Source organism: Nonomuraea sp. LP-02 (assembly GCF_036289125.1).
In the GTDB taxonomy this organism is placed as follows: Bacteria; Actinomycetota; Actinomycetes; order Streptosporangiales; family Streptosporangiaceae; genus Nonomuraea; species Nonomuraea bangladeshensis.
Genome location: NZ_JAXCLK010000001.1, coordinates 7,134,648 through 7,157,568 on the forward strand (window position 1 = coordinate 7,134,648; position 22,921 = coordinate 7,157,568).

Annotated in this window: 23 protein-coding genes and 2 pseudogenes; 8 read left to right on the forward strand and 17 right to left on the reverse strand. The window is 68.6% G+C overall.

The window, feature by feature from the left end:
• Positions 1 to 107: 107 nt before the first annotated feature.
• From SMD20_RS33520 to SMD20_RS33535, 4 genes are all read right to left on the reverse strand, one after another.
• Positions 108 to 1,145 carry an LLM class flavin-dependent oxidoreductase gene (locus tag SMD20_RS33520; RefSeq protein WP_329589020.1) on the reverse strand — a complete coding sequence of 346 codons (1,038 nt, stop codon included), beginning with the start codon at positions 1,143 to 1,145 and terminating at the stop codon, positions 108 to 110.
• Positions 1,142 to 1,957, reverse strand: a complete 816-nt coding sequence (locus SMD20_RS33525) for an AfsR/SARP family transcriptional regulator (RefSeq protein WP_329589022.1) — start codon at positions 1,955 to 1,957, stop codon at positions 1,142 to 1,144. The genes SMD20_RS33520 and SMD20_RS33525 overlap by 4 nt, the downstream gene beginning before the upstream one ends.
• Positions 1,944 to 3,824, reverse strand: a complete 1,881-nt coding sequence (locus tag SMD20_RS33530; protein WP_329589024.1) for an ABC transporter ATP-binding protein — start codon at positions 3,822 to 3,824, stop codon at positions 1,944 to 1,946. The genes SMD20_RS33525 and SMD20_RS33530 overlap by 14 nt, the downstream gene beginning before the upstream one ends.
• Positions 3,825 to 4,297: 473 nt before the next feature.
• Positions 4,298 to 5,353, reverse strand: a complete 1,056-nt coding sequence (locus SMD20_RS33535) for a methyltransferase (RefSeq protein WP_329589026.1) — start codon at positions 5,351 to 5,353, stop codon at positions 4,298 to 4,300.
• Between the two features lie 352 nt (positions 5,354 to 5,705).
• On the opposite strand from SMD20_RS33535, the gene SMD20_RS33540 reads away from it, so the two are divergent.
• Positions 5,706 to 5,945 (forward strand): mersacidin/lichenicidin family type 2 lantibiotic, encoded by a 240-nt coding sequence (locus SMD20_RS33540; RefSeq protein ID WP_329589028.1) that lies wholly within the window; start codon positions 5,706 to 5,708, stop codon positions 5,943 to 5,945.
• A 55-nt stretch (positions 5,946 to 6,000) separates the two neighbouring features.
• Here the strand turns inward: SMD20_RS33540 and SMD20_RS33545 are convergent, their stop codons facing one another.
• From SMD20_RS33545 to SMD20_RS33555, 3 genes are all read right to left on the reverse strand, one after another.
• Entirely contained in the window at positions 6,001 to 6,336 is a 336-nt protein-coding gene (locus tag SMD20_RS33545; RefSeq protein WP_329589030.1) for a hypothetical protein, read from the reverse strand.
• A 134-nt stretch (positions 6,337 to 6,470) separates the two neighbouring features.
• On the reverse strand, positions 6,471 to 9,584 hold the full coding sequence (locus tag SMD20_RS33550; protein WP_329589031.1) for an AfsR/SARP family transcriptional regulator: 3,114 nt from the start codon (positions 9,582 to 9,584) through the stop codon (positions 6,471 to 6,473).
• 352 nt (positions 9,585 to 9,936) lie between these two features.
• Complete coding sequence (locus SMD20_RS33555; protein WP_329589033.1) at positions 9,937 to 10,122, reverse strand: hypothetical protein; 186 nt, start codon at positions 10,120 to 10,122, stop codon at positions 9,937 to 9,939.
• 294 nt (positions 10,123 to 10,416) lie between these two features.
• On the opposite strand from SMD20_RS33555, the gene SMD20_RS33560 reads away from it, so the two are divergent.
• Entirely contained in the window at positions 10,417 to 10,752 is a 336-nt protein-coding gene (locus SMD20_RS33560) for a hydroxyisourate hydrolase (protein WP_329589035.1), read from the forward strand.
• Positions 10,753 to 10,789: 37 nt separating this feature from the next.
• Here SMD20_RS33560 and SMD20_RS33565 read toward each other — a convergent pair.
• A pseudogene (locus tag SMD20_RS33565) lies at positions 10,790 to 10,929 on the reverse strand (IS5/IS1182 family transposase); the annotation flags it as partial.
• A gap of 472 nt (positions 10,930 to 11,401) precedes the next feature.
• On the opposite strand from SMD20_RS33565, the gene SMD20_RS33570 reads away from it, so the two are divergent.
• Both SMD20_RS33570 and cutA read left to right on the forward strand, forming a co-directional pair.
• Positions 11,402 to 12,241, forward strand: a complete 840-nt coding sequence (locus SMD20_RS33570) for a S1 RNA-binding domain-containing protein (protein WP_329589037.1) — start codon at positions 11,402 to 11,404, stop codon at positions 12,239 to 12,241.
• A gap of 64 nt (positions 12,242 to 12,305) precedes the next feature.
• The gene (gene cutA / locus SMD20_RS33575) at positions 12,306 to 12,473 is read left to right on the forward strand and encodes a divalent cation tolerance protein CutA (RefSeq protein ID WP_329589038.1); all 168 of its coding nucleotides are present in this window, start codon (positions 12,306 to 12,308) and stop codon (positions 12,471 to 12,473) included.
• 215 nt (positions 12,474 to 12,688) lie between these two features.
• On the opposite strand, the gene SMD20_RS33580 is transcribed toward cutA, so the two are convergent.
• The gene (locus SMD20_RS33580) at positions 12,689 to 13,831 is read right to left on the reverse strand and encodes a hypothetical protein (protein WP_329589039.1); all 1,143 of its coding nucleotides are present in this window, start codon (positions 13,829 to 13,831) and stop codon (positions 12,689 to 12,691) included.
• Between the two features lie 365 nt (positions 13,832 to 14,196).
• Here SMD20_RS33580 and SMD20_RS33585 point away from each other — a divergent pair, with 365 nt between their 5' ends.
• From SMD20_RS33585 to SMD20_RS33595, 3 genes are all read left to right on the forward strand, one after another.
• On the forward strand, positions 14,197 to 14,541 hold the full coding sequence (locus SMD20_RS33585; RefSeq protein WP_329589040.1) for a hypothetical protein: 345 nt from the start codon (positions 14,197 to 14,199) through the stop codon (positions 14,539 to 14,541).
• A 537-nt stretch (positions 14,542 to 15,078) separates the two neighbouring features.
• Positions 15,079 to 16,305: a GDSL-type esterase/lipase family protein gene (locus SMD20_RS33590; RefSeq protein WP_329589042.1), complete on the forward strand. Its 1,227-nt coding sequence runs from the start codon at positions 15,079 to 15,081 to the stop codon at positions 16,303 to 16,305.
• A 158-nt stretch (positions 16,306 to 16,463) separates the two neighbouring features.
• Positions 16,464 to 16,865 carry a hypothetical protein gene (locus SMD20_RS33595; protein WP_329589044.1) on the forward strand — a complete coding sequence of 134 codons (402 nt, stop codon included), beginning with the start codon at positions 16,464 to 16,466 and terminating at the stop codon, positions 16,863 to 16,865.
• A 158-nt stretch (positions 16,866 to 17,023) separates the two neighbouring features.
• On the opposite strand, the gene SMD20_RS33600 is transcribed toward SMD20_RS33595, so the two are convergent.
• Positions 17,024 to 18,007 (reverse strand): histidine kinase, encoded by a 984-nt coding sequence (locus SMD20_RS33600; RefSeq protein ID WP_329589046.1) that lies wholly within the window; start codon positions 18,005 to 18,007, stop codon positions 17,024 to 17,026.
• Between the two features lie 255 nt (positions 18,008 to 18,262).
• On the opposite strand from SMD20_RS33600, the gene SMD20_RS33605 reads away from it, so the two are divergent.
• Positions 18,263 to 18,472: a CGNR zinc finger domain-containing protein gene (locus SMD20_RS33605; protein WP_329589048.1), complete on the forward strand. Its 210-nt coding sequence runs from the start codon at positions 18,263 to 18,265 to the stop codon at positions 18,470 to 18,472.
• A 104-nt stretch (positions 18,473 to 18,576) separates the two neighbouring features.
• On the opposite strand, the gene SMD20_RS33610 is transcribed toward SMD20_RS33605, so the two are convergent.
• The 7 genes and pseudogenes from SMD20_RS33610 to SMD20_RS33640 form a co-directional block, all read right to left on the reverse strand.
• Positions 18,577 to 19,128 carry a TetR/AcrR family transcriptional regulator gene (locus SMD20_RS33610; protein ID WP_329589050.1) on the reverse strand — a complete coding sequence of 184 codons (552 nt, stop codon included), beginning with the start codon at positions 19,126 to 19,128 and terminating at the stop codon, positions 18,577 to 18,579.
• A gap of 210 nt (positions 19,129 to 19,338) precedes the next feature.
• Positions 19,339 to 19,641, reverse strand: a complete 303-nt coding sequence (locus tag SMD20_RS33615) for a hypothetical protein (protein ID WP_329592859.1) — start codon at positions 19,639 to 19,641, stop codon at positions 19,339 to 19,341.
• A gap of 70 nt (positions 19,642 to 19,711) precedes the next feature.
• Positions 19,712 to 19,978: pseudogene (locus SMD20_RS33620) on the reverse strand (class I SAM-dependent methyltransferase); the annotation flags it as partial.
• A 290-nt stretch (positions 19,979 to 20,268) separates the two neighbouring features.
• Positions 20,269 to 20,559: an antibiotic biosynthesis monooxygenase gene (locus tag SMD20_RS33625; protein ID WP_329589052.1), complete on the reverse strand. Its 291-nt coding sequence runs from the start codon at positions 20,557 to 20,559 to the stop codon at positions 20,269 to 20,271.
• Positions 20,560 to 20,584: 25 nt separating this feature from the next.
• The gene (locus tag SMD20_RS33630) at positions 20,585 to 21,535 is read right to left on the reverse strand and encodes a saccharopine dehydrogenase (RefSeq protein WP_329589055.1); all 951 of its coding nucleotides are present in this window, start codon (positions 21,533 to 21,535) and stop codon (positions 20,585 to 20,587) included.
• Positions 21,536 to 21,761: 226 nt separating this feature from the next.
• Positions 21,762 to 22,187, reverse strand: coding sequence for a hypothetical protein (locus tag SMD20_RS33635; protein WP_329589056.1), 426 nt, complete (start codon positions 22,185 to 22,187; stop codon positions 21,762 to 21,764).
• Between the two features lie 503 nt (positions 22,188 to 22,690).
• Positions 22,691 to 22,894: a hypothetical protein gene (locus tag SMD20_RS33640; protein WP_329589058.1), complete on the reverse strand. Its 204-nt coding sequence runs from the start codon at positions 22,892 to 22,894 to the stop codon at positions 22,691 to 22,693.
• Between the last annotated feature and the right edge of the window lie 27 nt (positions 22,895 to 22,921).

The window sequence follows — 22,921 nt, forward strand, 5'->3', positions numbered from 1 at the left end:
TGTCGGCACCCGTGCATCGTGCGCCTTGACTCCGGGAGGGTGTACCCGCAAGGGTGCGCCCTCCCGTCGGGTGCCCGGGGGTTTCCCGGGCACCCGCGCCATCAGCCTCACGGAGGGACGTCCGCCGGCAACCCGCGGCTCAGACCCGCCCCCGCGCGGTCGGCCTCCCGCCGGGGTGCGAACGCCGCGACGATCTCCTCCACATCGCGCAGCGCCGCCTCCGCCCCTTCGGCCAGCAGCACACCGCAGGGGTTGAGCACGACCTCGTCCACACCCGCCTCCCGGTAGCGCCCCAGCTCGCCGGCGACGTCCGCGGGCGTTCCCGAGACGAAGACGTCGAAGTTCACCAGGGCCCGGGCTCCGGAGACGGGGTCGGCCGGGTCGATGGGGAGTCCCGCGGACCTGAGCATCGCGGCGTAGTTCGGCTGGGAGAGGTGCGCCCGCGCCGCGTGGAAGGCCAGGGCGTGCGGATTGCGGCCCTCCCGCCTCGTGGCCACGTGAACCACCGTGATCACCCGTGGCCGGCCGGGGCGCCCCGCCTTGGCCGCCCCCTCCTCCAGAGCGGGGACGATGATGTCGCGGAGGTAGTCGGGGGGCGTCATCCAGGTGATGACGCAGTCGGCCACCTCGCCGGCCACCCTGGCCATCCCCGGCCGGAGCACGCCGGCGCCCACCTCGACGGCGGGGTGCTCCAGCTCGGGCAGGGCGACCGCCCCCTGGTCGTGCTCCCCCCAGCGCACCGCCTCACCGTCGAGCAGCCCGCGTACCGCCGTCAGGTACCGGCGCATCGCGTCCAGAGGGCTGGGATAGGGCCGCCCGAGCATCGACGCGACGAAGTCGGGCGTACCGGGGCCGAACCCGGCGACGAAGGGCCGCCCGGTCAGCACCGCCGCCCCGCGGGCCTGGAGCGCGGCCTCCAGGGGATGGCGCAGCGGGGTCAGGGTCACCGACGTCCCCCGAGACGTCCGCACCCCGGACGCCGCCAGGTGCACATGGACCTGATGAGGATCCAGCGTGAAGTACTGCCCCAGCCACAAGCGGCCCAGGCCCAGGCGGTCGGCGCAGCGGCCGAAGGCGAGCGCCTGCCCCGCCGACTCCACCCCCGCCGGGCAGATGAGCCCGAGACCGTTCCGGCCCGCGCTCATCCCACCCTCCCCTGCGCCACGAGTCCCTGAATGTCGTCGGGAGGGTTCAGGTCCGCACGGAGGATGGCCTCGTAGGTCCGCTGCAGTTTCCTGCCCGGTTCCATGCCGGTCTCCTCGACCAGCCGTTTTCTCGTTTCGTGGAAGACGTTGAGCGCCTCCGCGTGGCGGTCGCACGTGTACAAGGCGACCATCAGCAGCCGGCTCATGGGCTCGTAGAGGGGATCCATCTCGACGTGCTGGAGAAGCTCGGGGATCACGAGCCGGTGGCGGCCCATGAGGAAGGCGAGCTGGATGCGCTGCTCGATCACCATCAGGCGCTGCTCCACGAGGCGCATCCGGGTCGACTGCGCCAAGGGGCCGGCCAGCCCCACGAGAGGCTCCTCGCCCCACATGTTCAACGCCTGGCTGACCAGGGAGTAGGCCGTTTCGAGGTCGCCCTTCCGCTGGGCCGCCTGCCCGTCCCGCACCAGCCGGTCGAACTCCGTGCAATCGAGTTGTTCCGGGGCGGCGCGCAACACGTAGCCTTCCCTGCTGCGCTCGATGGGCAGCCCCTCCCAGCACTTCCGTCCTTCCGGTACGAGCTTGCGCAAGCGGTAGATGTAGGGCGGGATGGTGCGGTGACCGCTGCGCGGCGGCGCCTCTCCCCACACGTCCCGCAACAGACGCGAGACCGATACGACCTGGTTGTGGCTGCGCACCAGGGAGAGCAGGACCGCCTGCTGCCGGATGGGGCCGAGGACGAGCTCCTGGCCGTATACCCACACCCGGAACGGACCGAGAAGCGAGAAATAGACCTTCTCATTCGCCCGCATGGAGAGCACCGTCCTTCTGTGACGCGATCAGTTCCCGCTGCTCCGCGCCTTCCCAGCCGGCCGCTTCCAGGCGATCGGGTATCAACCCGCCCAGGAGCTGCCCGCTGACGAGGTCCCGGTACCTGCCGTTGGACGCGACCAGCTCGTCGTGGGTCCCGCGCCCGATCACGCGCCCCTCCTCCATGAGGAGGATCTGGTCCGCGTCTATCACCGTCGAGAGGCGGTGCGCGACGATGACGAGGGTGCGACTGCGCGCCGCGGCGGAGATGGCCTCGCGCAGCGCCTCCTCGTTGATCGAGTCCAGCTGGCTCGTAGGCTCGTCCAGGAGCAGCACCGAGGCGTCGGTGAGCAGTGCTCGGGCGATGGCGAGCCGCTGGCGCTGGCCCCCCGACAGACGCACGCCACCATCTCCCACCTCGGCGTCCAGGCCGAGGGAGGACCGGCTGAGGATCTCCGTCAGGTTCACCTCCTGCAGCACTTCGAGGAGTCTGTCATCGGAGGCGTCGGGAGCGGCGAGGAGGAGGTTCTCCCTGATGGTCCCGGACAGGACCGGCGCCTCCTGCTCGACGTAGGCGAGCCTGCGCCGCACCTGAGCGTGGGTGAGGTCTGCGGTGTCGGTCGCACCGACGCGGATCACACCGGAAACCGGCTCGTAGAAGCGCTCCATGAGAGCGAGGACGGTGGACTTGCCCGCTCCCGAGGGCCCGACGAGCGCCGTCCTGGTTCCGGACTCCACCGTGAAACTCACCCCGCGCAGTACCGGCCCCTCTCCGTAGTCGAAGTCGACATTGTCGAACTCGAGCTCAACGCCGGAGTCCGGGACGTCCGGATCCACAGCCTCCCCCCGCGCCGCCGCATCCGCGCCCTCGGGCCGGATCCGCAGGATCTCGCGGACCCGGTTCCACGCGCCAAGCCCGGACATGATCTGGGTGTACGCGCCGATCGCCTGGAGCAGAGGATTGACCAGCAAGGACAGGTAGAGCACGAACGAGATCAGCTCACCGACCGAGATCGCGCCGGAGGAGACGCGCACGCCTCCCACCGTGAGCACCAGCAGGAACGCGCCCTGGGTCCCGAGCGAGACCAGGGGCGAGACCAGGGCCCGCCAGCCGGCCAGCTTGACCCCCGCCTCGCAGGCGCGCCCGTTGTAGGCGGCGATCACGGAGGTCTCCCGGGCCTCGGAGCCCGCGGCGCGGATCGTCCGCACGGCGGACAGCGCGCGCTCCACTGCCGCGGTCACCTCGCCGACCCGCGCCTGCGCCTGCTCCGACAGCGGGCGCATCCGCCGGGCCGCGAGGAAGGAGGACACGAGCCCTCCCAGCAGGCCCGCGCAGGTGGCGCCGAACAGGACGGGATCGACGATCACCATGGCCACCACGGAACCCATCACCATGAGGCCCCCGGCGACGAGATCGAAGGCGCCGGAGGTGACCAGCGCACGCAGCAGGGTGGTGTCCGAACTGACGCGGGACAGCAGGTCCCCCGCCCTGCGCCGGTCGTACTCGACGATCGGCAGGCGCATCAACCGGTCGACGAGCACGTCCCGCAGCCTGCGGACCAGCCCCTCGCCCGCGCGCTGCAACAGGAAATCCCGGACGCCGGACACCAGCGAGCCGGCCAGGAGGACACCGATCAGCGCGACGGCGGCGAACATCAGCGGTTCCGATGCGGAGATCGCGTCGATGATCTCGGAGACCAGCAGCGGCTGGGACAGGGACAGACCTGTGGCGAGCAGGGAGAGCAGCGCGGCGACGGAAAGAACGCCGAGGTGGGCCCGCAGATAAGGAAGGGCGCCCAGCGCCGGGAGACCCGCTTTCCCGGACTCCTCCGGCGAGGCCTCGAGTAACGATTCATGTGTTTGCGTCATCGACAATCACCTGCCTGACAGTGAGGGAACCGTGTTGGCGTTGTCGTTCATTCAAGATCTGCGCCTTTCTTCCGGGTGCCCGATAGGAGGCTCGAAGGGTGCCGGCGTGTGCTGGCGAGCCTGGCCCGCGTACCAGGCATCAGTGGGCTGGCTCTTGAATGTCGTCTCGCTCGTTTCGCCGCTCGTCCGTTGTCAGAGTCCATGGGAGCTCTATCGGTCTGCTTTCCTCCTGCTATCCGCGTGGCGTGGACGCACGAAAGCCCCCGCACCGTCTTGCGTTGATGGGGGGGCATCGCTACGGCAGCAGCCGTGTTCTCCTGGCGGGTGGCCGCATCGGCGGCACGAAGATGCGCGAAGACCTCGGGCACGCTCCCGCGAGCCCGAGGTCACCTGTCATGACGTCGCCCTCGGCCGCTCCGGGCCGCGACGGCGGGTGCGCGAGGCGGCCGGCGGTTCGCCGCACCAGCCCGCCGTCAGCGGGCGGCGGGTACGACGCTTCCGGCGCTTTCGGCGCTTCCGGCGACGAACTCGACGACGAAGCGCTGGCCGAACTGGACGGGCGTGGCGGCGGGCGTGAGTCCCGCCCGCAGCGCGAGTGCGATGACCTCGTCGACGTCTCGCTCGAATCCGGCCGCCCCGCACATCATCAGCAGGTCCAGCCGGAAGTCTCTCGGGGCGCCGGGAACCCACATCGACACCTCGCTGACCACGATCCGCGCTGCCGGCTCAGCCGCCGCGACGTTCCGCAGCAGCGTGACGGCACGCTCATCGTCGAAATCGGCCAGTACGGCGCTGAGCAGGTAGTGGTCGAAGCCCGAAGGAACCCCGGCGAAGAAGTCGCCGGGAATCACGGTGGCGCGCTCGCGGACGCTCGACTCCCGCACGGCTCGTTTCGCGTTCTCGGCCAGGCCGGGCAGATCCAGGATCGCGCCGGTGAGATGAGGGTGACGCTCGAGAATGGCGACCAGTAACGCGCCGTTGGAGCCACCGAGGTCGATGATCCGCCGCGCCTGGCTCCAGTCGACCTTCCCCAGGAGCAGCTCGGCATCGAACAGCGGGACGGGCGACTGGAGCTCTCCCAGCGCGGCGGCCGACGCGGGAGCGGCCGAGATCGACTGCCAGTAGGTCGTGCCATGAAGTTTCTCGAAAGCCGGTTCGCCCGATCGTACGGTGTCCAGCAGGCCGAACACCGCCAGGTCGTACCGTCCGACCGGGCCGTCCAGGTCGAGCGCGGCGCGCGCCGGCCCCGCCGAGTCGCGCAGTGCCGCACCCAGCGGTGTCAGGCCGAAGCGATCGCCGTCCTCTGAGGTGAGAAGCTCGCGATCCACGAGATGGCCCGTCAACGCCGCGATCCCTCGGGGATCGGCGCCGGTCGCGGTAACCAGCGCGTCGATGGTGTCCATACCGTCGGCGACGCGATCGAAAATGCGCAGACTCGCGGCCACCCGAAGAGCCATCGGCGATACGAGATCGGCCAGGGCGAACAGAGCCGCCATCGACTCGGATCGATTTTCGCCATTGGACGTCATTCGCTCCTCCTTTCGTGGTTCCCAGTGCGATCAGACTGCATTGTGGCTGATTCGCGAATGGTAGGCAAGGCTGTTTGATCGCCTTTATCCGAGCGTTCCGCCATCATCGACAGCACCGATGCGGACGGGCACAGAGCCGCAATATCCCTGTTCAGAATGGGTGGCGACACCTGCCGGCCCTGACGGCCAGAGTGCCGGCATCGGTGCGGCGAACATGGAACGGTTCCGGCCCATCACTTCTCCATGGAAATTTCATCGTCATTCCACGTGAGGGCAATTGGCGGCGAATAGCGTTCTCCTCAGTCAAGGCGCAATCTGCTGTAAAACACCCGCAACAATGAAGGGAAACGATGTGAACATCGCCAAGGCGTGGAAGAACCCTCTGTACCGGGCTTCCCTCTCCGAGAAGCAGCGCAATTCCCTGCCCACGCACCCCGCGGGCGGCGTCGTCATCCCCGACGACGAGCTGGACGGCATCAACGGCGGTACCACCATCCCCTGCAGCGTGGCCGTCACCGCCGCCATCTGCAACACCGTGGCGGCGACGTACTGCAACGGCTCCTGCGGTTCCTGGTCGGTCGGCTGCTGCTGATCATCTGGCCGCGTCCCACGGCAGGTGAAGTGCCCCGCGGTTGCGTTCCGTGGTGTCACACGAGGGGTGTCCCGCCTGGTGGCGGGGCACCCCTTTGCTGTGTGGGGAGAACGCGTGGCAGGTCTCCTTCGGGCACGGGGTGTTGGAGACCACGTGAGCGGGCAGCGCCGAAGTCGGCCAGGTCGGTGATGGCGCGCACGTTGTCCGACAGCGCCTCCAAGACGGGGCCAGGGGAGGGGGCGATGGCCACGCCGAAGACCCGGAAGTCCAGCGTGTGCTTGGCCTGGTTACAGGCGCGCATCCATTCCTCGCTCACGCCACACTCGCCGTCGGTGATCAGCACGATGTCGCCGCGCTGCCGTCCGTCGGCGTTGCACTCGGCCTCCAGCAACTGCGCGGCGGCCCACCTCGACAGCTGCTCCGGTGAGGGCCGGCAGCGTACCCGGTGGTGGGCACGGGGGAGGCCGCTTCGATGGCGTGGGGGTGTCCGCCGATCATTGTGTGTACTGTCCGTGTTTGTTGGCTTCAGGATATGCCGTGCTCCAGCAGTCGTTCCGAGAAGGTCACCGAAAGTTGTTTGGCCGGGGGCGAGTCGAGCGCTTCGCACAGCGTGCGCGCCTCGAGCAGCACCTGCCGGGCCGTCTCCGGGTGGCCCACCGCCATGTGCGCGTCGCTGAGCAGGATCAGCGCGTTGACCGTGTACATCGGGGCTTTGATGACCTTGAACAGGGTGAGCGCGTCGCGCAGGTGCGGCACGGCCTCCTGCGGCCGGCGCCGGGACAGGGCCACCTCGCCCATGGCCAGCCTGATCCGGGCCTCGGCCAGGCGGTGGCCGACGACTCCTGTGAGCTCCAGCGCCTCCTTCAGAGCGGTCTCGGCGGCGTGGTGGTCGTCGATGCACAGGTGGGCCAGGCCCAGCCCATGCAGGGCATAGGCCTCCCCGGCGCGGTCGCCGGTCCTACGGACGATCTGCCGGGCCTGCTCGAAGACCTGCACCGCCTCCGCCGGCTCTCCGGCGTGCAGATGCGTGTGCCCCATGCGGTGCAGCACCTGCGCCTCCACCCGGCGGCTGCCGCTTTCCCTGCTCAGCCGCAGCGCCCTGGTCAGCAATTCCTTGGAGCCGTCGACGTCGTCGGAGTCCAGGCGAAGCTGCGCGAGGCTGTTGATGACGTGCGCGGCGGCCGCGTGGTCACCGGTCCGCTGGAAGATGTGCAGCGCCTCCTCGTAGAGGGCGGCCGCCTCCTCGTAACGCCCGATCATCCGGTCGAGCAGGGCGAGGTTGCGGATGACCAGGCCGATGCCCTGGCTCTCGCCGGTCTCCTGGAACAGGGTGAGCGCGGCGTCGAAATGGGTGCGGGCCTCGGAGAAACGCTGCTCGGCCAGGTGGAGCGAGCCGAGCGAGTAGAGCATGGCGGCCTGGCCGCGCACGTCGCCCGCCAGCTTCGCGGCGGCCAGGGCGATCTCGTGGGTGTCGCGCCAGTCCTCGAAGTACACCCGCGACTCGAACAGCGTGACCGTGCTGATGGCCAGATCCCATGCCAGCTCGGCGAACCCGGCCTGAGCCGCCTGGCGGATGCCGCTGACCAGGGTCATCCGCTCCTGCTCGTACCACTGCAGCGGGTCCTGGACGAGCTGGCCGACCAGGTCGTCGGGCAGCGGCCAGCGGGCCGCCCGGCTGTGAATCTGCGCGTAGTCGCCGCCGTACTCCTTTCGGTGGGCCGCCTCGGCCAGGTACAGCAGCGCGCCCAACACCCGTGCCAGGGCGGCCTTGCGCTCGGCTGGAGACTCCACCGTGGCGAGCTGTTCGCGGGCGAACACCTTGATCAGGTCGTGGAACCGGTAGCCGCCCTGCCGCCCGAGGCCGGTGGCCTCGATGAGCTGGGCGTCGGCGAGGTCGTCGAGCAGGTCCTGCGGTTCGGACACCGGCCGGCCCAGCAGCGCGGCGCCCACCCAGGGCGAGATCGTGGCGAAGTCGAGGATCGCCAGCAGCCGGAACAGCCTCCTGGCCTCCTCGCTGATGCTCTCGTAGGTCAGGAGGATACTGGCCCGGATCTCCATCCCGCCGTGCTTGAGCTCGTCCAGCCGGCGGGTCTCGTCCTCTAGCCGCCCCGCGAGCTGCTCGATGCTCCAGTGCGGCCGGGCCGACAACCGCGCCCCCGCGATGCGCAGGGCGAACGGCAGGTGCCCGCACAGACGGGCCAGCTTGGCCGAGGACTGCTGCTCGGCCCTTACCCGGTCGTCGCCGGCGATGCGCGAGAGCAGGTCGATAGACTGGCGCATCTCGAACACCTCCACCTCGATGTGCAGCGCACCGGCCAGCCCCGCCAGCCGTTGCCGTCCGGTGACCACGACCGCGCTGGTCGGCTCGCCCGGCAGCAGCGGCAGGAGCTGGCTCTCGCTCTGGGCGTCGTCCAGCACGACCAGCACCTTGCGGTCGGCCAGCAGGGCCCGGTACATCTCGGCACGCTCATCGAGGCTCTTGGGGATGATGCTCGCGGGCACGCCCATCGCCCGGATGAAACGCTCGAGCACGTGCCCTGCGGAGAGCGGCCGGGCGGCGGCGCCGTGCAGGTTGGCGTAGAGCTGCCCTCCGGGGAAACGCTCGCTCAGGCTGTGCGAGACGTGCACGGCGATCGTGCTCTTGCCCACGCCCGCCTTGCCGGAGATCGTCACGATCGGCACCGCGAAGCGGGCCGGGTCCTCGGCGGCTTGGATCAGGTACTGGCGGATGTCCTCCACCTGCTGGTCCCTGCCGGTGAAATCCCCGATGTCGGTGGGGAGCATCCGCGGCACCGCAACCTGGAGAGCGTGGATGGAGCGGTCCGGGTCGAGCTCCGCCTCGACCGCGGCGTCCTGCCTGATCGTGACGGTGCTCTTGGGCGGGGCGGGCGCGGCCAGCTTCTCGTCGGAGGTGAGGATGCCGTGCTCGAGCCGCTGGAGCTGCTCGTTCGGCTCGATGCCGAGCTCCTCGATCGCCGTGCGCCGGGCGTCCCGGTACGCCTGCAGTGCCTCGGCCTGCCGTCCCGACCGGTAGAGGGCCAGCATGAGCTGCCCGCGTATTCGCTCCCGGAGGGGATAGGTCTTCACCAGCTCGGTCAGCTCGGGGACCAGCTCGTGATGGTTGCCGAGGTCCAGTTCCAGCTGGAGGCGCTCCTCGTTGACCGCGATACGGGTCTCGTGCAGCCGGCTGGCGGCCATTTGCACGAGCCGGCTGTCAATGCCCTCAAGCGCGGTGCCCCGCCACAACGCCAGGGCCTGGCGGAGGTGTCGTACCGCCTCCTCGGGCCGGCCCGCCTCGCGGGATTGCCGGGCCTGGCCGGTCAGCCGGATGAAGCGCTGGAAATCGATGTAGTCGTCGTCGGCCTGGAGCATGTAACCGTGCGAATGGGTGGCGATCAGGGCCGGCGCGCCGTGCCGGGAGAAGAGACGGCGCAGGGAGGAGATGCAGATCTGCACCTGGGAGCGTGAGGTGGTCGGCGGGTTGTCGTCGTAGATCGCTTCGATCAGGCGCCCCATCGTCACCACGCGGTTGGGCTCGAGCACCAGGACGGCGAGTAGCGTCTGTTGTCTGCTTCCTCCCAGATCCAGCCGGTCGTCGGAGACGGCGACCTCCAGTGGCCCAAGAACTCGAAACTCCACCCGTCACTCCCTCACTGACGAGCGGCCTCCCCAAGTTGAGCCCTCAACACGCAGAGCCCGTGCCGGTTGCCGCTCAACATCCGAGGACTCCAGGAACGCTTGAAGGGCTCCGGCGCGAGCGCCCGAGCCCAACATGGAGTCCTGCCATGGATGACGCAATGCGCGAAGCCGCTGACCCGGTTCGCGTAGCTTTGTAGAGAATAACGGTTTTGAGGGATTGAAATCCACCCTAATTGCATAGATTTCGCCTACAGGGCGATTCGTTCCCCGGCGGGCGAGGCCCGCGCCGGCGCCCACTGGGGAACGGAGTGGTGGCTCACAATGTTCCGCTGTTCGAAGTGGCGGAGCCGGGTTAGTCCCAGGGGGTGTTGCCGGGCTGGCTGATCATGACGGGAATGGGCACCTCGTCGGCGATCGCCGGAACACCTCCGAACGCGATGGCCGTGCCCGCGGTGGTGGCGCCGAGGACGAGCATGGCGCGCACGAAGAAGCGGGTGAGAAAGCCGCGGGCGGGGTGGTCGGCGGTGTTGTTCCTCATGATGAGCCCTTCCATCCGGTCGAGATAGCCGATGCCGGTCGAGTCGCGCCCCGTTTGTTGGAGCGGCTTTCCGGCGTGCTCTCACCGTAGGAAGAGCCGCCATCCGCGCGTTATCAGAATGCTTCCCGACCGCAATCACCGGCTATCCCTGGGGGCCGATAGCGGGACGAAGCCGTGCCGATAACGCGGGCTGGAACACTACGATCCGGTCGGCGGCATTGGTGCCGTACAGCATTTCTCAAGCGCGGAGATGAATTCCTGCGCCATGGGCTGTGACGAAAGGGTATCGGGAAGATGAGGATCACGGCGCAGGCACGAGACATGGTGTATGGTCGGGGCGCCGCCGGTATCGCCGCCCGGCTCGATCTGGAGACGCGCGAGGGATGGCGCGTCGTCACCACCGTCGAGGCCGACAGCTCCGGGCACCTGCTGGATTGGGAGTGCGGCGAATTCCACCGCGGGCTCTATCGCATCGTGTTCGACAGCGACCGTTATTTCGTCGCTCTCGGGCTGCAGGCCGCCTATCCCGACATCACCGTGATCTTCCGCGCCATCGGCGAGATCGACTGCCAAATTCAGGTGGCCATCGCGCCGTATTCGTACTCCACCTGTTTCGGCGTAGACGGTTAGTGGGCGTTTGTGGGCGTTGATCCTGTCTGGTCCAGGTTCAGGTGCCGCGCCATGTGGGGGTGTTCTCGCCGGTAAGAGGCGGCGAGCCATGAGGTCGATCATGGCGATGTGGATCATGGCTTCGGAGTGGTCGGGGCGTGCTTCGTAGTCGCGGGTGAGGCGGCGGTGGAGCATCAGCCGGCCGAAGGTGCTTTCGGGGTACTGCAGGGTGAAGCGGCTGGCCAGACGGCCGTCCGGCCGTCGATCAAATGCGGGCGAAGCCCGCGCTTCGGGGTGAGACGGGATTCTTCGGGCCCCCCAGTTCTTCTTCGACGAGGAGGGCTTCCAGTCGGCGGCGTCGAGACGGAGTTGCGCGGACGTCTGGTCAGGGTTCGTCACGAACGTTCGCTTTCAAAGACTCCGGAAACTTGCGTCATCCGAAGATTGCTACCTTAGCGAACTCCGTGCTCCCGGGCTGATGGTGCAGGAGGCGGAAGCGGCGCTGTCAGCTTGGGAACTGCATCGATCACGGCATGATAAGGCGCTGAGCTGGGCAACGGACCGGTCTTGAGTGACGGTGGTTGACCCCTCGTCACCCCTGTTGATGGCCCGCTGATGGCCCGGTACTTGCAGCGGGTGACATCACCGTGGTTATGACAAAGTGGGCAGTGTGGACAGACCGACGAACGATCAAGACATAGTGGAGGTCTTGAGGGCGGTTCGGGTCGGCGACATCGTCTCGGGGACGATCACGCAGGTCGGACCTCCTCACGGGGCCGCGGTGAGGCTTGACGGGCAGCTGGGTCTGGCATCGGCGGACATCGGGCCTTTGCACGCCTCCTGGGGTCACCCATGGGATGAGGTCATACAGGTCGGCCGGTGCGTCACCGCCGAAGTGATCGATGTCGATGAGGAAGAGGAACGGATCGGCCTGTCGCTGGCCGCGACCGAGAATCCCGAACTCTGGGCATTCCTGAAAGGACTCCGCCCTGGCGAGGTACTCAGCGGCGAAGTGGCAGACGTGCAGCGGTTCGGTGTGTTCGTGGCGCTGGATGATGGGCCGCCGCATCCCGTCTATCCAGGAGTAGGTTTCATCTCGATCCCCGACTTGTCCTGGCGACATTTCGATGAGGTCTCTGAGGTCGTCGAGGTAGGGCAGAGGGTCACCTGTTCCGTTCTCGGCTTCGATACCAGCCAGGGCGAAGCCAGGCTCTCCCTTCGCGCACTTCAGCCTGATCCTTTCCAGGAGTTCGCCGACGCGGCTCGCGAGGGACAAGAGTTCTGCGGAACCGTAACCAAGCTCGTCCCGTTCGGAGTCTTCGTCAGAGTCGTAGAAGGCATCGAGGGCCTGGTGCCCTTGGATGAGCTCGTCTCCGTGCCTGTCGAGACTCCCGAACAGGTCGTTCAGGTCGGCGAGCGCGTCAAGGTGACCATCATCAGCCTGGATCGCGACGCCCGCCGATTGCTCCTCTCCCGCAAGAAGGCTGGCTCTTATCCGCTGTCGCCTTGATGGCATCTGGACGGGCGGCAGCACGCTCCGGGACCGATGCGAGCGCGCCGACTTCACCCGTGAGGTGCTCAAGACCACCGCTGACCTCTTCGACGAGATGGCCGCGGGCGTGCGGGAGGTGCACTCCTACGACGTGCCGGAGATCATCGCTGTACCGGTGCTGGAAGGAAGCGCCGACTACCTGGCGTGGATTACGCAGGAGACTGATTCAGGCTCCGATGCGCCGAGCTGATGGCAGCCAGGGGTTCCCGGGCTGAGGGGTCTCGCTTGCCGCTCAGTGCCTTTTCCGCTCCGGCGAGTTGCTGGAACGTAGCCGTGCCGACGGTTTCAAAGAGATCAGCACCTCAGTGACGATCATGCGCGAGACCTGCCGAAGCTCGACCTCAGACAATGCCGAGCCGCACGAGCTGGTGATCAGGCTCGTGGTCCGGCGGCCGCATGGTGCAGCTATGTGATCGTGTAGAGCGCGCCTTCGGCCAGCACGTGCGCCGCCTTGATGCCGTCGGGCACGCCCTGAGCCTCCAGCCACTTCGGCTCCAGGCGGTCCGCCCAATCGATGATCTCGGAGGCGAGGGCCAGCGCATCCGCGTCGCGGCCCTGCACAAGTTCCACGGCGAGCCGCAGGTACGCACCCTGCTGCGTCCCGTCGAGCCCGGCCGCCAACGCAGCGATCCGGTCGGCGACCCTCACGCCGTGCCCGGGATGCTGCGCGGCAAGGACGGCGAGTACGAATCGGATCCCCGGCGGCTCGGCTTCCCACCGTTCCAGCAGCACCGGAACCTGATCGCCGACGGTCCGGTACACCTCCTCGGTCCACGCACCCGGCTGAAGCGGCTCCCCTTCGTCCAGCGCGAGATCGGCGAACGCGACCAGGTTGTCGTTGCGGCGGCCACCAGCCATCATCAGCCACACGTAGAGGTCCCGGCGCTGCCGGGCCGGCACCACGTCGGCGACGATCAGCTGGGTGAGGAACGGCAGCGCGGGGGCTGTGGCCTCGTAGCAGTCGCCCTGGTGCAGCAGGTCGTCGCCGAACAGCTCGTCGAGGACCTCGTCCCACTCCTCCGTGCCGTCCGCCAGCTCGCGCAGCAGGCCGGGGATGTCGTCGGCGGGCCCGTGCGCGTGCTCCAAATCGCCCCATGACACGTCGTCGAGACCGGTCAGCTCCACAATCCCCGGGGTGGCGAAGTCCGGTGCGAGCGCCAGTGGTTCCAGAGGTGGTGCCGGGGCGATGGTGACCTCCGGGACCGGCGGTCGCGCCTTTGTCCCCCTCGCCTCGATCGGGGCGGTCCAGCTGCGATGCTCGGCTATCCGGCTGATGTCGAACCGGCTGCCGCTACGGGGCCGGCCGCCGTACGTCCGCGCGATCGCCGCGGCTTCCCGGTTCACCGCATCGAACTGCCGGTGACCCACGGTGTCGACCGGGTAGGGACCCTCGTCGAGCGCCATCACCAGCCAGCCGCCATGGGGGTGCGGACGTGCGAAAACGCAGGAGAACCCGTACTCCGCGAGCTGCTCGGCCAACGCGCGCGCGGCCACCTCGTCGGGCACGACGAAGTCATGCATCCCCGCCATCGCGCTCCAACCGGCCACGCGCTCGTCTCCGTCCTGCCGCTCCTGCTGTCCTCCTGCCACCCTGCCCGATCGCCCGTTCTCGTTTCACACGGCTGCCCGGCCTCCCGCGGAAGGTGAACTGGGACGATCACGCTACAGGTCTGCGCGCACATGGTCGTACGGCGGAAGCTCGTGCGGCAGAGGTCTTCGCGAAGGCGACCAAGTCAGCGTGGCTGGCACTCCACACATAGCTGGGCGGCTCGCTGCTCGTTCGTGCCGAGCGCCGCTGCCGGTGACTACGCCTGGATGTGTCCCGGCAAGCCCTTGCGGACTCGACAACAAACACTCACTGTGACTTCATAAACACAGAGCGTGTTTTCGTCGTCCTCGCGAAAGGAAGATCCATGCGTCGGCACTCTGCCCTGGCTGCCGCCGGCGGCGCCCTCATGCTGGTTCTGGCCGTTCCCGGCCCCGCATCGGCCGCCACAGGCCAGTTCCGTTACTCCTACCAGACCGCCGACGGGTACGACGCCGTCGGCTTCATCAACGACCCCCCGAGCAGGAGATGCATCGACATTCAGGGAGCCGGCTCTGACGGCACGTCGGCCGCCTACGCGCCGAAGAACCTGACCGACGCAACCGCCACGGTCTTCCTGGAGGCCGGCTGTACGGGGGATGTCTTCTACAGCCTGCGCCCAGGTGCGGGTGCTTCCGATCGCCTGCTGGTGCGCTCCGTCGTCTTCTCCTGAAGCGCGGATCCGGGCGCGGTGCCCTGCGGCCGGCAGCAGGGCACCGATCGTCGCATCCGCCGCGCGAGAGCTCTCGACCGGGCGGCCAGGAGGCAATCCAGGGGCGCCTTGCCGCTGTGGATCTTCGTGACCGGACAAGGATCGGCTCGGAGACACTTCGCAGGCGCCCACCAGAAAGGACATCGCACATGACGGCAGAGCAGGCGGAGCTGAACAATACTTGCCCGCCGCCGTAGTCCACCTGCTCCCCGGGCGGCCTCGTCTCATGCATCCCTCGTGAGCTGGGGAAACGGGCTTAAGCGCGTGTTTGTGTGCTTCCACGCGCTGAGGGGCGACATCGCCATCGCCGAAGGCCCCGACCCGGACCACAGACAGCCCGGCAGGACTGGACGCCTTCGCAACACACCACTCATCTGACAAGAAAGCCAGTGGATCTCCAGCAGCCCCGAACACCGAGGTCAGGCGTACGTTCCCGTTCTTCCACACCCCGAAGGCCGACTCAAAAGGCGTCTCCCGCGCGCCGTGAAAGGAACAGCAGTGAGCGCTACCCTCCCGCAGCATCTCCGCAGCGTTCCCGCCGTCCCCCACCGCCCCCGTCACTTGCGCCGTGCCGGGCATGCCGGTCGGGTTCTGGCGATCCTGGCGCTCAGCGCCACGGCCCTGGCCGTTCCCGCACCCGCCCAGGCCCAGGCAACCGAGCAGGTGGCGGTGTCCTTGGGAGACAGCTTCATCTCCGGAGAGGCAGGCCGGTGGTGGGGTAACAGCACGGTGTCCGCCGCTGCGGGCTGCACCCGCGGCGGAACCGACCGGGCCGCTTATCGCAGGCGTTTGATCTGCCACTACGACCCCCAGCGGGTGTATGACGGCACGGCCGTGCAGGGAGAGGGCACCGGGTGTCACCGTTCCGATGCGGCCGAGATCACCGGGCTGAGCCGGGCCGGGCTCACCCCGGTCAACCTGGCCTGTTCAGGGGCGGAGACCCGGCACGTCATCAACGAGGCGTTCAAGGAGAACACCGCCTCCCAAGCCGAACTGCTTGCGCAGGTTGCCGCCACCCAGCAGGTCGAGGTGGTCGTGCTGTCGATCGGCGGCAACGACCTGAACCTGTCCGGGATGCTGCGCCGCTGCGCCGCGCTGTACATGGCGGGCGACAAGCGCTCCTGCGACTCCACCGGCGAGGGCGATCGGTTTGTCGCCGCGCTGCCGGCGGTGGAGCAACAGGTGACCTTGGCGGTGCAGAAGATCCGCCAGGTGATGAGCCAGGCGTCGGCCCGTTCTGCCGACTACCGGCTGATCCTTCAGTCCTATCCCTCTCCGGTGCCCTCCTCGGCCCGGGTGCGCTACGGCGAGGGCGGTGGCGGCAAGACCGCCACGCGCACGCTCGTGGGCGGTTGCCCGCTGTGGGACGCCGACTTCGACCTGATGCACGACACCCTGGCACCGGCGATCGACGCCATGCTGCGCCGCGTCGCCACCGCGACCGGTGTGGAGTTCTTGAGCATGCTGGGCGCCGTGGAGGGCCACGCGTTGTGCGAGCAGGGCACACGCCAGGCCGGTCCGCTGGACGACGCCGCCGAACTGGGCGACACGATGGAGTGGGTACGGTACGGCACCGCCGGCGCGGGGATCAGCCAAGGACACCAGCAGGAGGCCATGCACCCCAACGCGTTCGGCCAGCAGGCGCTTGGCCGCTGCCTGCTGTCCCTCTACCGCGATCCCGGCACCCAGCCCTGCGACGCGGGCACGCCCAGGAGTCAAACCTGATCCATTCCACAGCCTGCACATAGTCCTCGACGGCACCCTCAGCGAACTCGCCCGACGGCCGGCGTTGCACGCGCTTCCGTCCCAGGGGACGTGTGCCTTGCCGGGGGCGGCCACAGGGGGTGCTGCTGTGTTCCATCCCTGCGGGCAGCCTGCTGGGAATGTACCTGGTCAACCGGCTGTCGGCGGGAACGGCCAGGCTGGCGACGCTGGCAGCGCCGGCTTGTCTGCCGTTGGTGGTGAGCGCGTTCGCGCCGGGGGTGGCCGTCACCGCGATCGCCTGGGCACTCGCCGGCGTTCTGTCCGCGTACCAGATGATCGCCAACGCGGCGTTCGTGCGGGCCGTGCCGCCGGAGCGGCGCGGCCAAGGGGTCGGTTTCGCCGGCGCGGCACTCGTCGCGGCTCAGGGGATCGGTGTACTGTTCACCGGCCCGCTGGCTGACCTGCTCGGCCCGCCGGTCGCGATCGCCGTGTACAGGCTCGCCGGAACGGTCGCCGCTCTGCCACAGGCCGCGTCCTGGCGTCGCCATGAGGCGACGAGCTCCCGGTCGGACCAGTCATAGGACGGCACGGAGGGCATTCCTGCTGTGTGCGGCACCGTCCGACGGCGGACCCGGTGACGGTCGTCTCGGGCGGGACGGGCACGTCGCCAGGGTATGTCGAGGATGGGCGTCGACGGCTTCGTACGGCCGCGCCGGCCGTACGGGCTTGCCTCCGCCTTTCAACGAGGGTCGTGCAGTACGTGCTGGGTGGCGCCCAGTTCGCGCATGGCGTCACCGCTGGCCTCCTGAATGGCCAGGAGGGCCGCCGGGACCTCTTCGCCACGCTTGCGGGCCAGATGGACCGCCACCCCAGCCTGGACCTTGATGACCGAAATGTTCTGGGTAAGAGAGTGGTGCAGTTCCCGGGCGATACGCAGCCGCTCGTGATCCGCCCGCCACCTGGCGCCCTCCTCGCGTGCGCGCTCGGCGTCGATCGAGTCTTGTTCCGCCTTCCGCAGGCACGGTTGCCGGAGCCGAATCACCACGCCGATCAGCCCGGCGGCGATGAACCAGCCGAGCAGCAGGCCCGTGCTTTCGACGAACTCGTGGCCGGGGTGGCTGGAGACGGCGGCCGGGCTCATCGCCGGGCCGGCGCCGAGGAAGACGACGCCGGCCAGCGCGGCGAGCAGCTGATGTCCGGCCCGTGCCGCGGCGAACACTGACACCAGAACCGGGAGAGCGGCCGACAGGCCGGCTGGGGCGTGGAGCACGTGCACCAGCATGCAGGCGGTGGTGACGAGTAGCGGCACCAGGGGAGCCCGGCGCCAGGCCACGAGCGCGAGCGACCCGACCATGACGGCGGCGAGGTCGAGAGCGTCCCAACCGGGCGCACAGAACAGGTCGGCCACCAGCGGAACGGCCACCGCAACGGGAAGCAGGCACTCCCCGGCGAACTGCCACCCCCGCCTCAGACGGGTCAGGTTCAGGATTACCTCCGGATCCGACCGGCGGATGTGCTTGTCCGTTCTTCGCGTGTGGACGGATGAACAAGTCATGCGGCTGATCTGCACAGGACCGAGGTCGAGCAGATGCATGGAGCCCCGGAACCTCGCGGGATCGCGGGTGTACAGGTTCACCGGCATGAGAACCCGGGAGACCGATTCGGTCCAGTACTCGAATCGGTCCGCCTCTGGAAGGTGACTGGTACGGATTACGGTATGCACGGGACCTACATTTCAAATCTCTGGATGGACGCGTGTCATGAACGGCGAGACTTACTAGCACCGTCCCGGCACCGACATCGAGCACGTGGGCGCGGGAGCACTTGACGTCGTCATGCAGACCGGTTCGCCCGGGCACGATCCGGGTCGTCGTGGTCGTCAGGTGGCGTCGAAGCGGCCGTCGTAGGGCGAGTCGTAGGGCGATAGGCGAGGCCGGCCACGAGCGCGGCCAGGAGCAGCGCGAGACTGAGCACCGGCGTGCTCAGCTTGACCTTGGGAGGCGAGTTCGCCACCGCGCTGGCCCTGATCGTGGACGGCTACGGTCCGGACCGGTTCGGGCAAGGCGAAGCTCACCGGTGTGACGCCGTCTATATCGACCTCACCCGCAACGGATCGCGGCGCTACTGCAGTAGCGCGTGCACGGCACGCGCCAAGACCGCCGCCTACCGAAGCCGCCGACATGCCTGAGTCCGGCCATGGCCGATCTATGGCCGATCTATGGCCGATCTGATGGCCGGTCTGCTCGGAAAGCCCCTGCGGGTCCCGCGGGATGGGCCATGGCCTCGCCGGGCTCAGGACCCGTCCACCAGGAGCTCGGCGAGCGCGCCCAGCAACTCCCGCACCTCGGACAGCGACGGCCGGGGATACGCCTCGCCGGAGACGAGCAGGTTGTGCACCGCTCCGGTCACCAGGAACCCGATCGCGTGCTCGTCCACCCGAGCCCCGATCCTGTCCAGGCGCTTCTCGGCGGCGATGTAGCGGGTGACGGTGGTCGGCAGGGCGTCGACGAACCCGCTGCCCATGGCCGAGTCGTGGAAGCCCCGTTCCTGTACGGGCACCCCGGCGGCCAGCTTGATCACTTCGGCGGCCGGGCCAAGCAGCACCTCGGCGAACCGTCCCAGGTTTTCCGCCACGGTGCCCGTGCCGGCCCGCGCCACGATCTCCTCCAGGCTTGCCGTGAGGTCCCGGAACTGCCGGTCCACGACCGCGAGAACGAGCGCTTCCCGGCTGTCGAAGATCTTGTACAGCATGCCGAGGGAACATCCCGCCTCCTGGGCCAGCGCCCGCATGGTAAGCGCGTCGGCCCCGTCACGACGGACGAGCCGGGCGGCGTGGTCGATCATCGAAGCGTGCAGCGCCGCCGTCGCGGCGGCTCCACGTCGGGCCGGTGCTATGACCCCTCCACAGTGTTGCGACTGCATCGTGACCCCGAAGCCTACCATGAACAGTTGTTCATGATAGCTGGCGGCGTTTCCCAAGCGAGCCCGGCGCGTGCGCGGTGACCAGCCACTGGGCACCCGGCAGCAGCACGCCCGCAGAGCTCTCGTACGGCTTCAGCGCGGCCTCCAGCCTGGCCCGCGCCTCCCCCCCCGGGAGAGCAACTCGTCCTGCTCGACGAGGTAACGAGCGGGACCGCTGGCGAGAAGGGCCTCGGCGGCCTCGTCCGCCGTTCGGCCGAAGTCCTGCGGCACCCGTGCCGGTTCGACCGACGCGTCCGCGAAGCCGGCCCTGACCAGGACGTCGCGCAGACGAGCGGGATCCGACAGGGAGAACGTGGCAGGGCGATCCCCTGGATACCGGGCGACCACCTCCCGAGGCGCCGGCGGGATGCCGAGCAGGGCCGCGACGGGGATCACGTACCACTCGCACTCCTCGGGTTGCTGCGGGCACACGGCGGCCAGGCGCCCGCCCGCCCGCCGCGGCGGCGCGGCGGGCCTGACGCGGCATCGGCGCCGACAGGTCCACGCCGACGGCGCCCCCGGCGGTGGCCTGCCGCGCGGCCAGCAGGGTGGTCTCGCCTGTTCCGCACCCTATGTCGAGCACCCGGTCCTCCGGGCCGATGCCGGCGATGGCGATCAGCCGCTGGCAGGTCTCCGTGAAGCCCCGATTCTCGCCCTGCTTCCGGGATTTGGCCCGCGCGGCGCCCTCGGCGCCGTTCCAGGCCTGGAATCGATCGTGGTTGACGACGTCCATGGCAGTGATGACTCCTTGTGAACCTGGGGTTGTGAATTGCTGTTCGCGATCTGGGGGCGAGGATCGGGTTCGATGAGAGCGAAAGCTTCTCCACCGCGAAGGCGGTACCCTCAGCGAGCCGTTCTCGGTGACGCCCGATTCACGCGCCCGCGGACTTGCAGACCTGCTGGATTCCCTTCCGCGCTTCCCGCAGCGTCACCGGATGCTCTGGGTGGCCGCTGTCGCCTGCCGCGTCCCATTGGGACTATGGGGTCTTCTGAGGTGAGACGGTCGGCGTCGGCTGCGGATCGTCAGTGCTCGTCGAGGATCTCGAAGTCTTCTGCGCCGGCCTCCCGGGTCAGCGCGAAGGCGGCGGCGGCTTCAGGGCTGCCGGCCACTGCCTGCCGGGCCGTCGCCAGGCTGGCGGCCGAGTCCCAGCGCCAGATGCCGGCCCAGTGCTCATCGTCGACTCTGCCCAGCCACGCCTCCTCCAGCCCTGGCACTGCGGCTCTGGTCGCGGCGACGAGGGCGGCGTGCCGGGCCCGCAGCTGTTCGGCGTCGGCGGGATCGATCTGGAACCGGGTGACCGTGATAAGAGGCATGACCGTACCTGTTCTCGAGTGGGCTTCAGTGGTTGGGCTCGGGGGTTGGCGGGTACCAGGGATGGAGCCTGATCGGCAGAGCTGCGAGGTCCGATAGATCCAGTACGTGGTGGAGGTGGTGGACCCCGCGCGGTAGGTGGGCGGCCTTCAGAGCGGCGATGGCCGCTATCGCGGCGGTGGCATGCGCCTGGATCCGGCCGCCGAGCGTATGGGTGCGGCCGTCGGCGCTGCGCGCCAGGGCCAACCATCGTTGATCGCCTGGGAGGTGCCAGGAAGGCGTCGCGTGAGCGGCCGCGGGAAGACGCGTCAGGGCGGCCAGGGCGGCGGTCGCCAGACGGGACGTGAGCCCGAAGTACGTACGGACGGGCACGCCGAGGTCGCGGTGGAGGACGTGCTGGTCGCTGTAGTCGACCCGAAGCAGACGGCGTACCCCGTACCCGGGCAGGTGGAAGCGCCGGGGACGGCTGTAGTTGCGGATCCTTTCGCCCGTCGCCGGATCGGCGAAGTCCTGACCGAGCAACTGGTACGCCCAGGCGGTGGAAGCCTTGCCGTAGCGCTCACCGGCGCCGAGCAACAAAGCGATGTCGATGGGCTGGGCCGGCGCTTCGTGCTGGACAGCGGCGGCGAGCAGGTTGGTCAAACCTGGGGCCAAGCCCACGCTGAGCAGGATGGGGGCGGACGGCTTGAGGCGTTCGACGGCGGATGTGTATTCCGCGCTCGCCGTGATGTCCACGAAAGCCGCGCCGTGGCGGGTGACCTGGTCCGCCAGGGCGGCATCTTCTGTGCCGGCGCAGTTGAGCACCACGTCCACGTCCTTCAACACGCGATCGAGGCCGTGAGGATGACCGGCGTCAATCAGCAGATCGGCGCGCTTTGGATCACGTCCTGCGGCCAGGACGTGCGCAGCCATCTCCCGGAGATAAGCGACCGCTTGGGAGCCGATGGCACCGTAGCCGCCCAGGACTATGACCTTCATGCGGGTCTCGTCCTGACTCGTTCGTGAAAGGTCCGGGACCACAGGCTCCCGACGTGGCCTTGACGCCTCCCGTCGTGGACAGCGCCCGCAGCGCGGCGGTACTCCCGCCACTGGTCAAATTCCGCTGCGCGCAGGCGGCGCCCGTCGTGGCGGGCGGGCTGGGCGCTGCCGATCAACGGCCTGCCCGCGATCCGGTGCGCATGCCGCCATGCTCTGGTGCTGTTGCTCACGAGGTCACCGCCTGGCCACGTTCGCGCAACAGGCGCACGAGCAGCAGCGCCGTCACGGCGGCGGGGAGGACGTGCAGCACACCGGTGGCCTGGAAGAACAGGTCGAACGGCTGCCCAGGCGTCACGTAGCCCCCTTGGAGGAGCGGGGAGAGCACGTGGGTGTACAGGCCCTCGAAGAGCCCGAACGAAAGAACGAAACCGACCAGCGACACCGACCAGTGGATCCACCAAGCCACCCGGGCGACAGCATCATCACCGGCCGGGCGCCGGGCCCAAGCGTATGCGGCCACGTCCAGAGCCAGCAGCAGCGCGGCGGCGAGGACGGCGTGATAACGGCCAGGGGTGCCGTAGATGACGGCGCCGTACACGTGATGAACGGTGGTGATCAGCGCGTTGGCGCTGCACCACGCCAGCACCTGCACGTTCGTCCTGGACGTAGAGACGGTGGGGCTTTTGCGATCAGTAGTCATGTGGCCTCCAACGGAATCGGGTGCTGGACGCGGCATCCTCGGCCGGTGGGCCTGGCAGATCACTTAGGACGCGAGGGCATGCCGCGACGAGGTGCGTCGGCTGTTGCGGATCCGCATGGCCCGCCTAGGCATTGAGGCGGTTGCTTGAAGCGTTCACGCCATCGTGAACAACTGTCCACGACAGTATCATGAACATGCGTTCACAACAATAGCGCTTACGCCTCGGCGCCCTCCAGGTCCTCTTCAGGCACGGCCGCGCGCGATGCTCGACCCCGATATCGGTGCCCGTGAGGGGAACCCGCAGAGGTCACTCAGCTTGCCCCGCCCCTCCCGACTCGTGTCCACTTCGGGCTCTGGACGAGGGGGAGGGCTTCCACGCCAGCCACCTACGGTCCTGGCTCACCGTATGGCGATCATCCCGGATTCGGAGCGCCCCCGCCGGAGGCCTGGGTTGATTAGGAGTAGAAGCCCTCCCAGTACTCCTCGTGACTCTCGGTGAAGTCGTCGGGACGCGTCTGGCGCAGCTTGCGATACCGGTCTACGTAGAAGTCGAGGGCTTCGTGAAGAGTGCAGTCAAAGGTGTCCTTGATGAGCTTGATGCCTCTGATCGTTTGTCCCTGGATGACGAGGTCGTCTAATCCGGCCAGTTCATTGCTCATGCGGTGATCCTTGAGATGGGACCACTA

Excerpts from the sequence above, each read along its gene's own strand:
- SMD20_RS33520 (WP_329589020.1), bottom strand. The coding sequence starts at position 1,145 with ATGAGCGCGGGCCGGAACGGTCTCGGGCTCATCTGCCCGGCGGGGGTG.
- SMD20_RS33555 (WP_329589033.1), bottom strand. The coding sequence starts at position 10,122 with ATGAGGAACAACACCGCCGACCACCCCGCCCGCGGCTTTCTCACCCGC.
- SMD20_RS33525 (WP_329589022.1), bottom strand. The coding sequence starts at position 1,957 with ATGCGGGCGAATGAGAAGGTCTATTTCTCGCTTCTCGGTCCGTTCCGG.
- SMD20_RS33530 (WP_329589024.1), bottom strand. The coding sequence starts at position 3,824 with ATGACGCAAACACATGAATCGTTACTCGAGGCCTCGCCGGAGGAGTCC.
- SMD20_RS33535 (WP_329589026.1), bottom strand. The coding sequence starts at position 5,353 with ATGACGTCCAATGGCGAAAATCGATCCGAGTCGATGGCGGCTCTGTTC.
- SMD20_RS33595 (WP_329589044.1), top strand. The coding sequence starts at position 16,464 with ATGTACCTGGTCAACCGGCTGTCGGCGGGAACGGCCAGGCTGGCGACG.
- SMD20_RS33560 (WP_329589035.1), top strand. The coding sequence starts at position 10,417 with ATGAGGATCACGGCGCAGGCACGAGACATGGTGTATGGTCGGGGCGCC.
- SMD20_RS33610 (WP_329589050.1), bottom strand. The coding sequence starts at position 19,128 with ATGATCGACCACGCCGCCCGGCTCGTCCGTCGTGACGGGGCCGACGCG.
- SMD20_RS33630 (WP_329589055.1), bottom strand. The coding sequence starts at position 21,535 with ATGAAGGTCATAGTCCTGGGCGGCTACGGTGCCATCGGCTCCCAAGCG.
- SMD20_RS33585 (WP_329589040.1), top strand. The coding sequence starts at position 14,197 with ATGCGTCGGCACTCTGCCCTGGCTGCCGCCGGCGGCGCCCTCATGCTG.
- SMD20_RS33625 (WP_329589052.1), bottom strand. The coding sequence starts at position 20,559 with ATGCCTCTTATCACGGTCACCCGGTTCCAGATCGATCCCGCCGACGCC.
- SMD20_RS33640 (WP_329589058.1), bottom strand. The coding sequence starts at position 22,894 with ATGAGCAATGAACTGGCCGGATTAGACGACCTCGTCATCCAGGGACAA.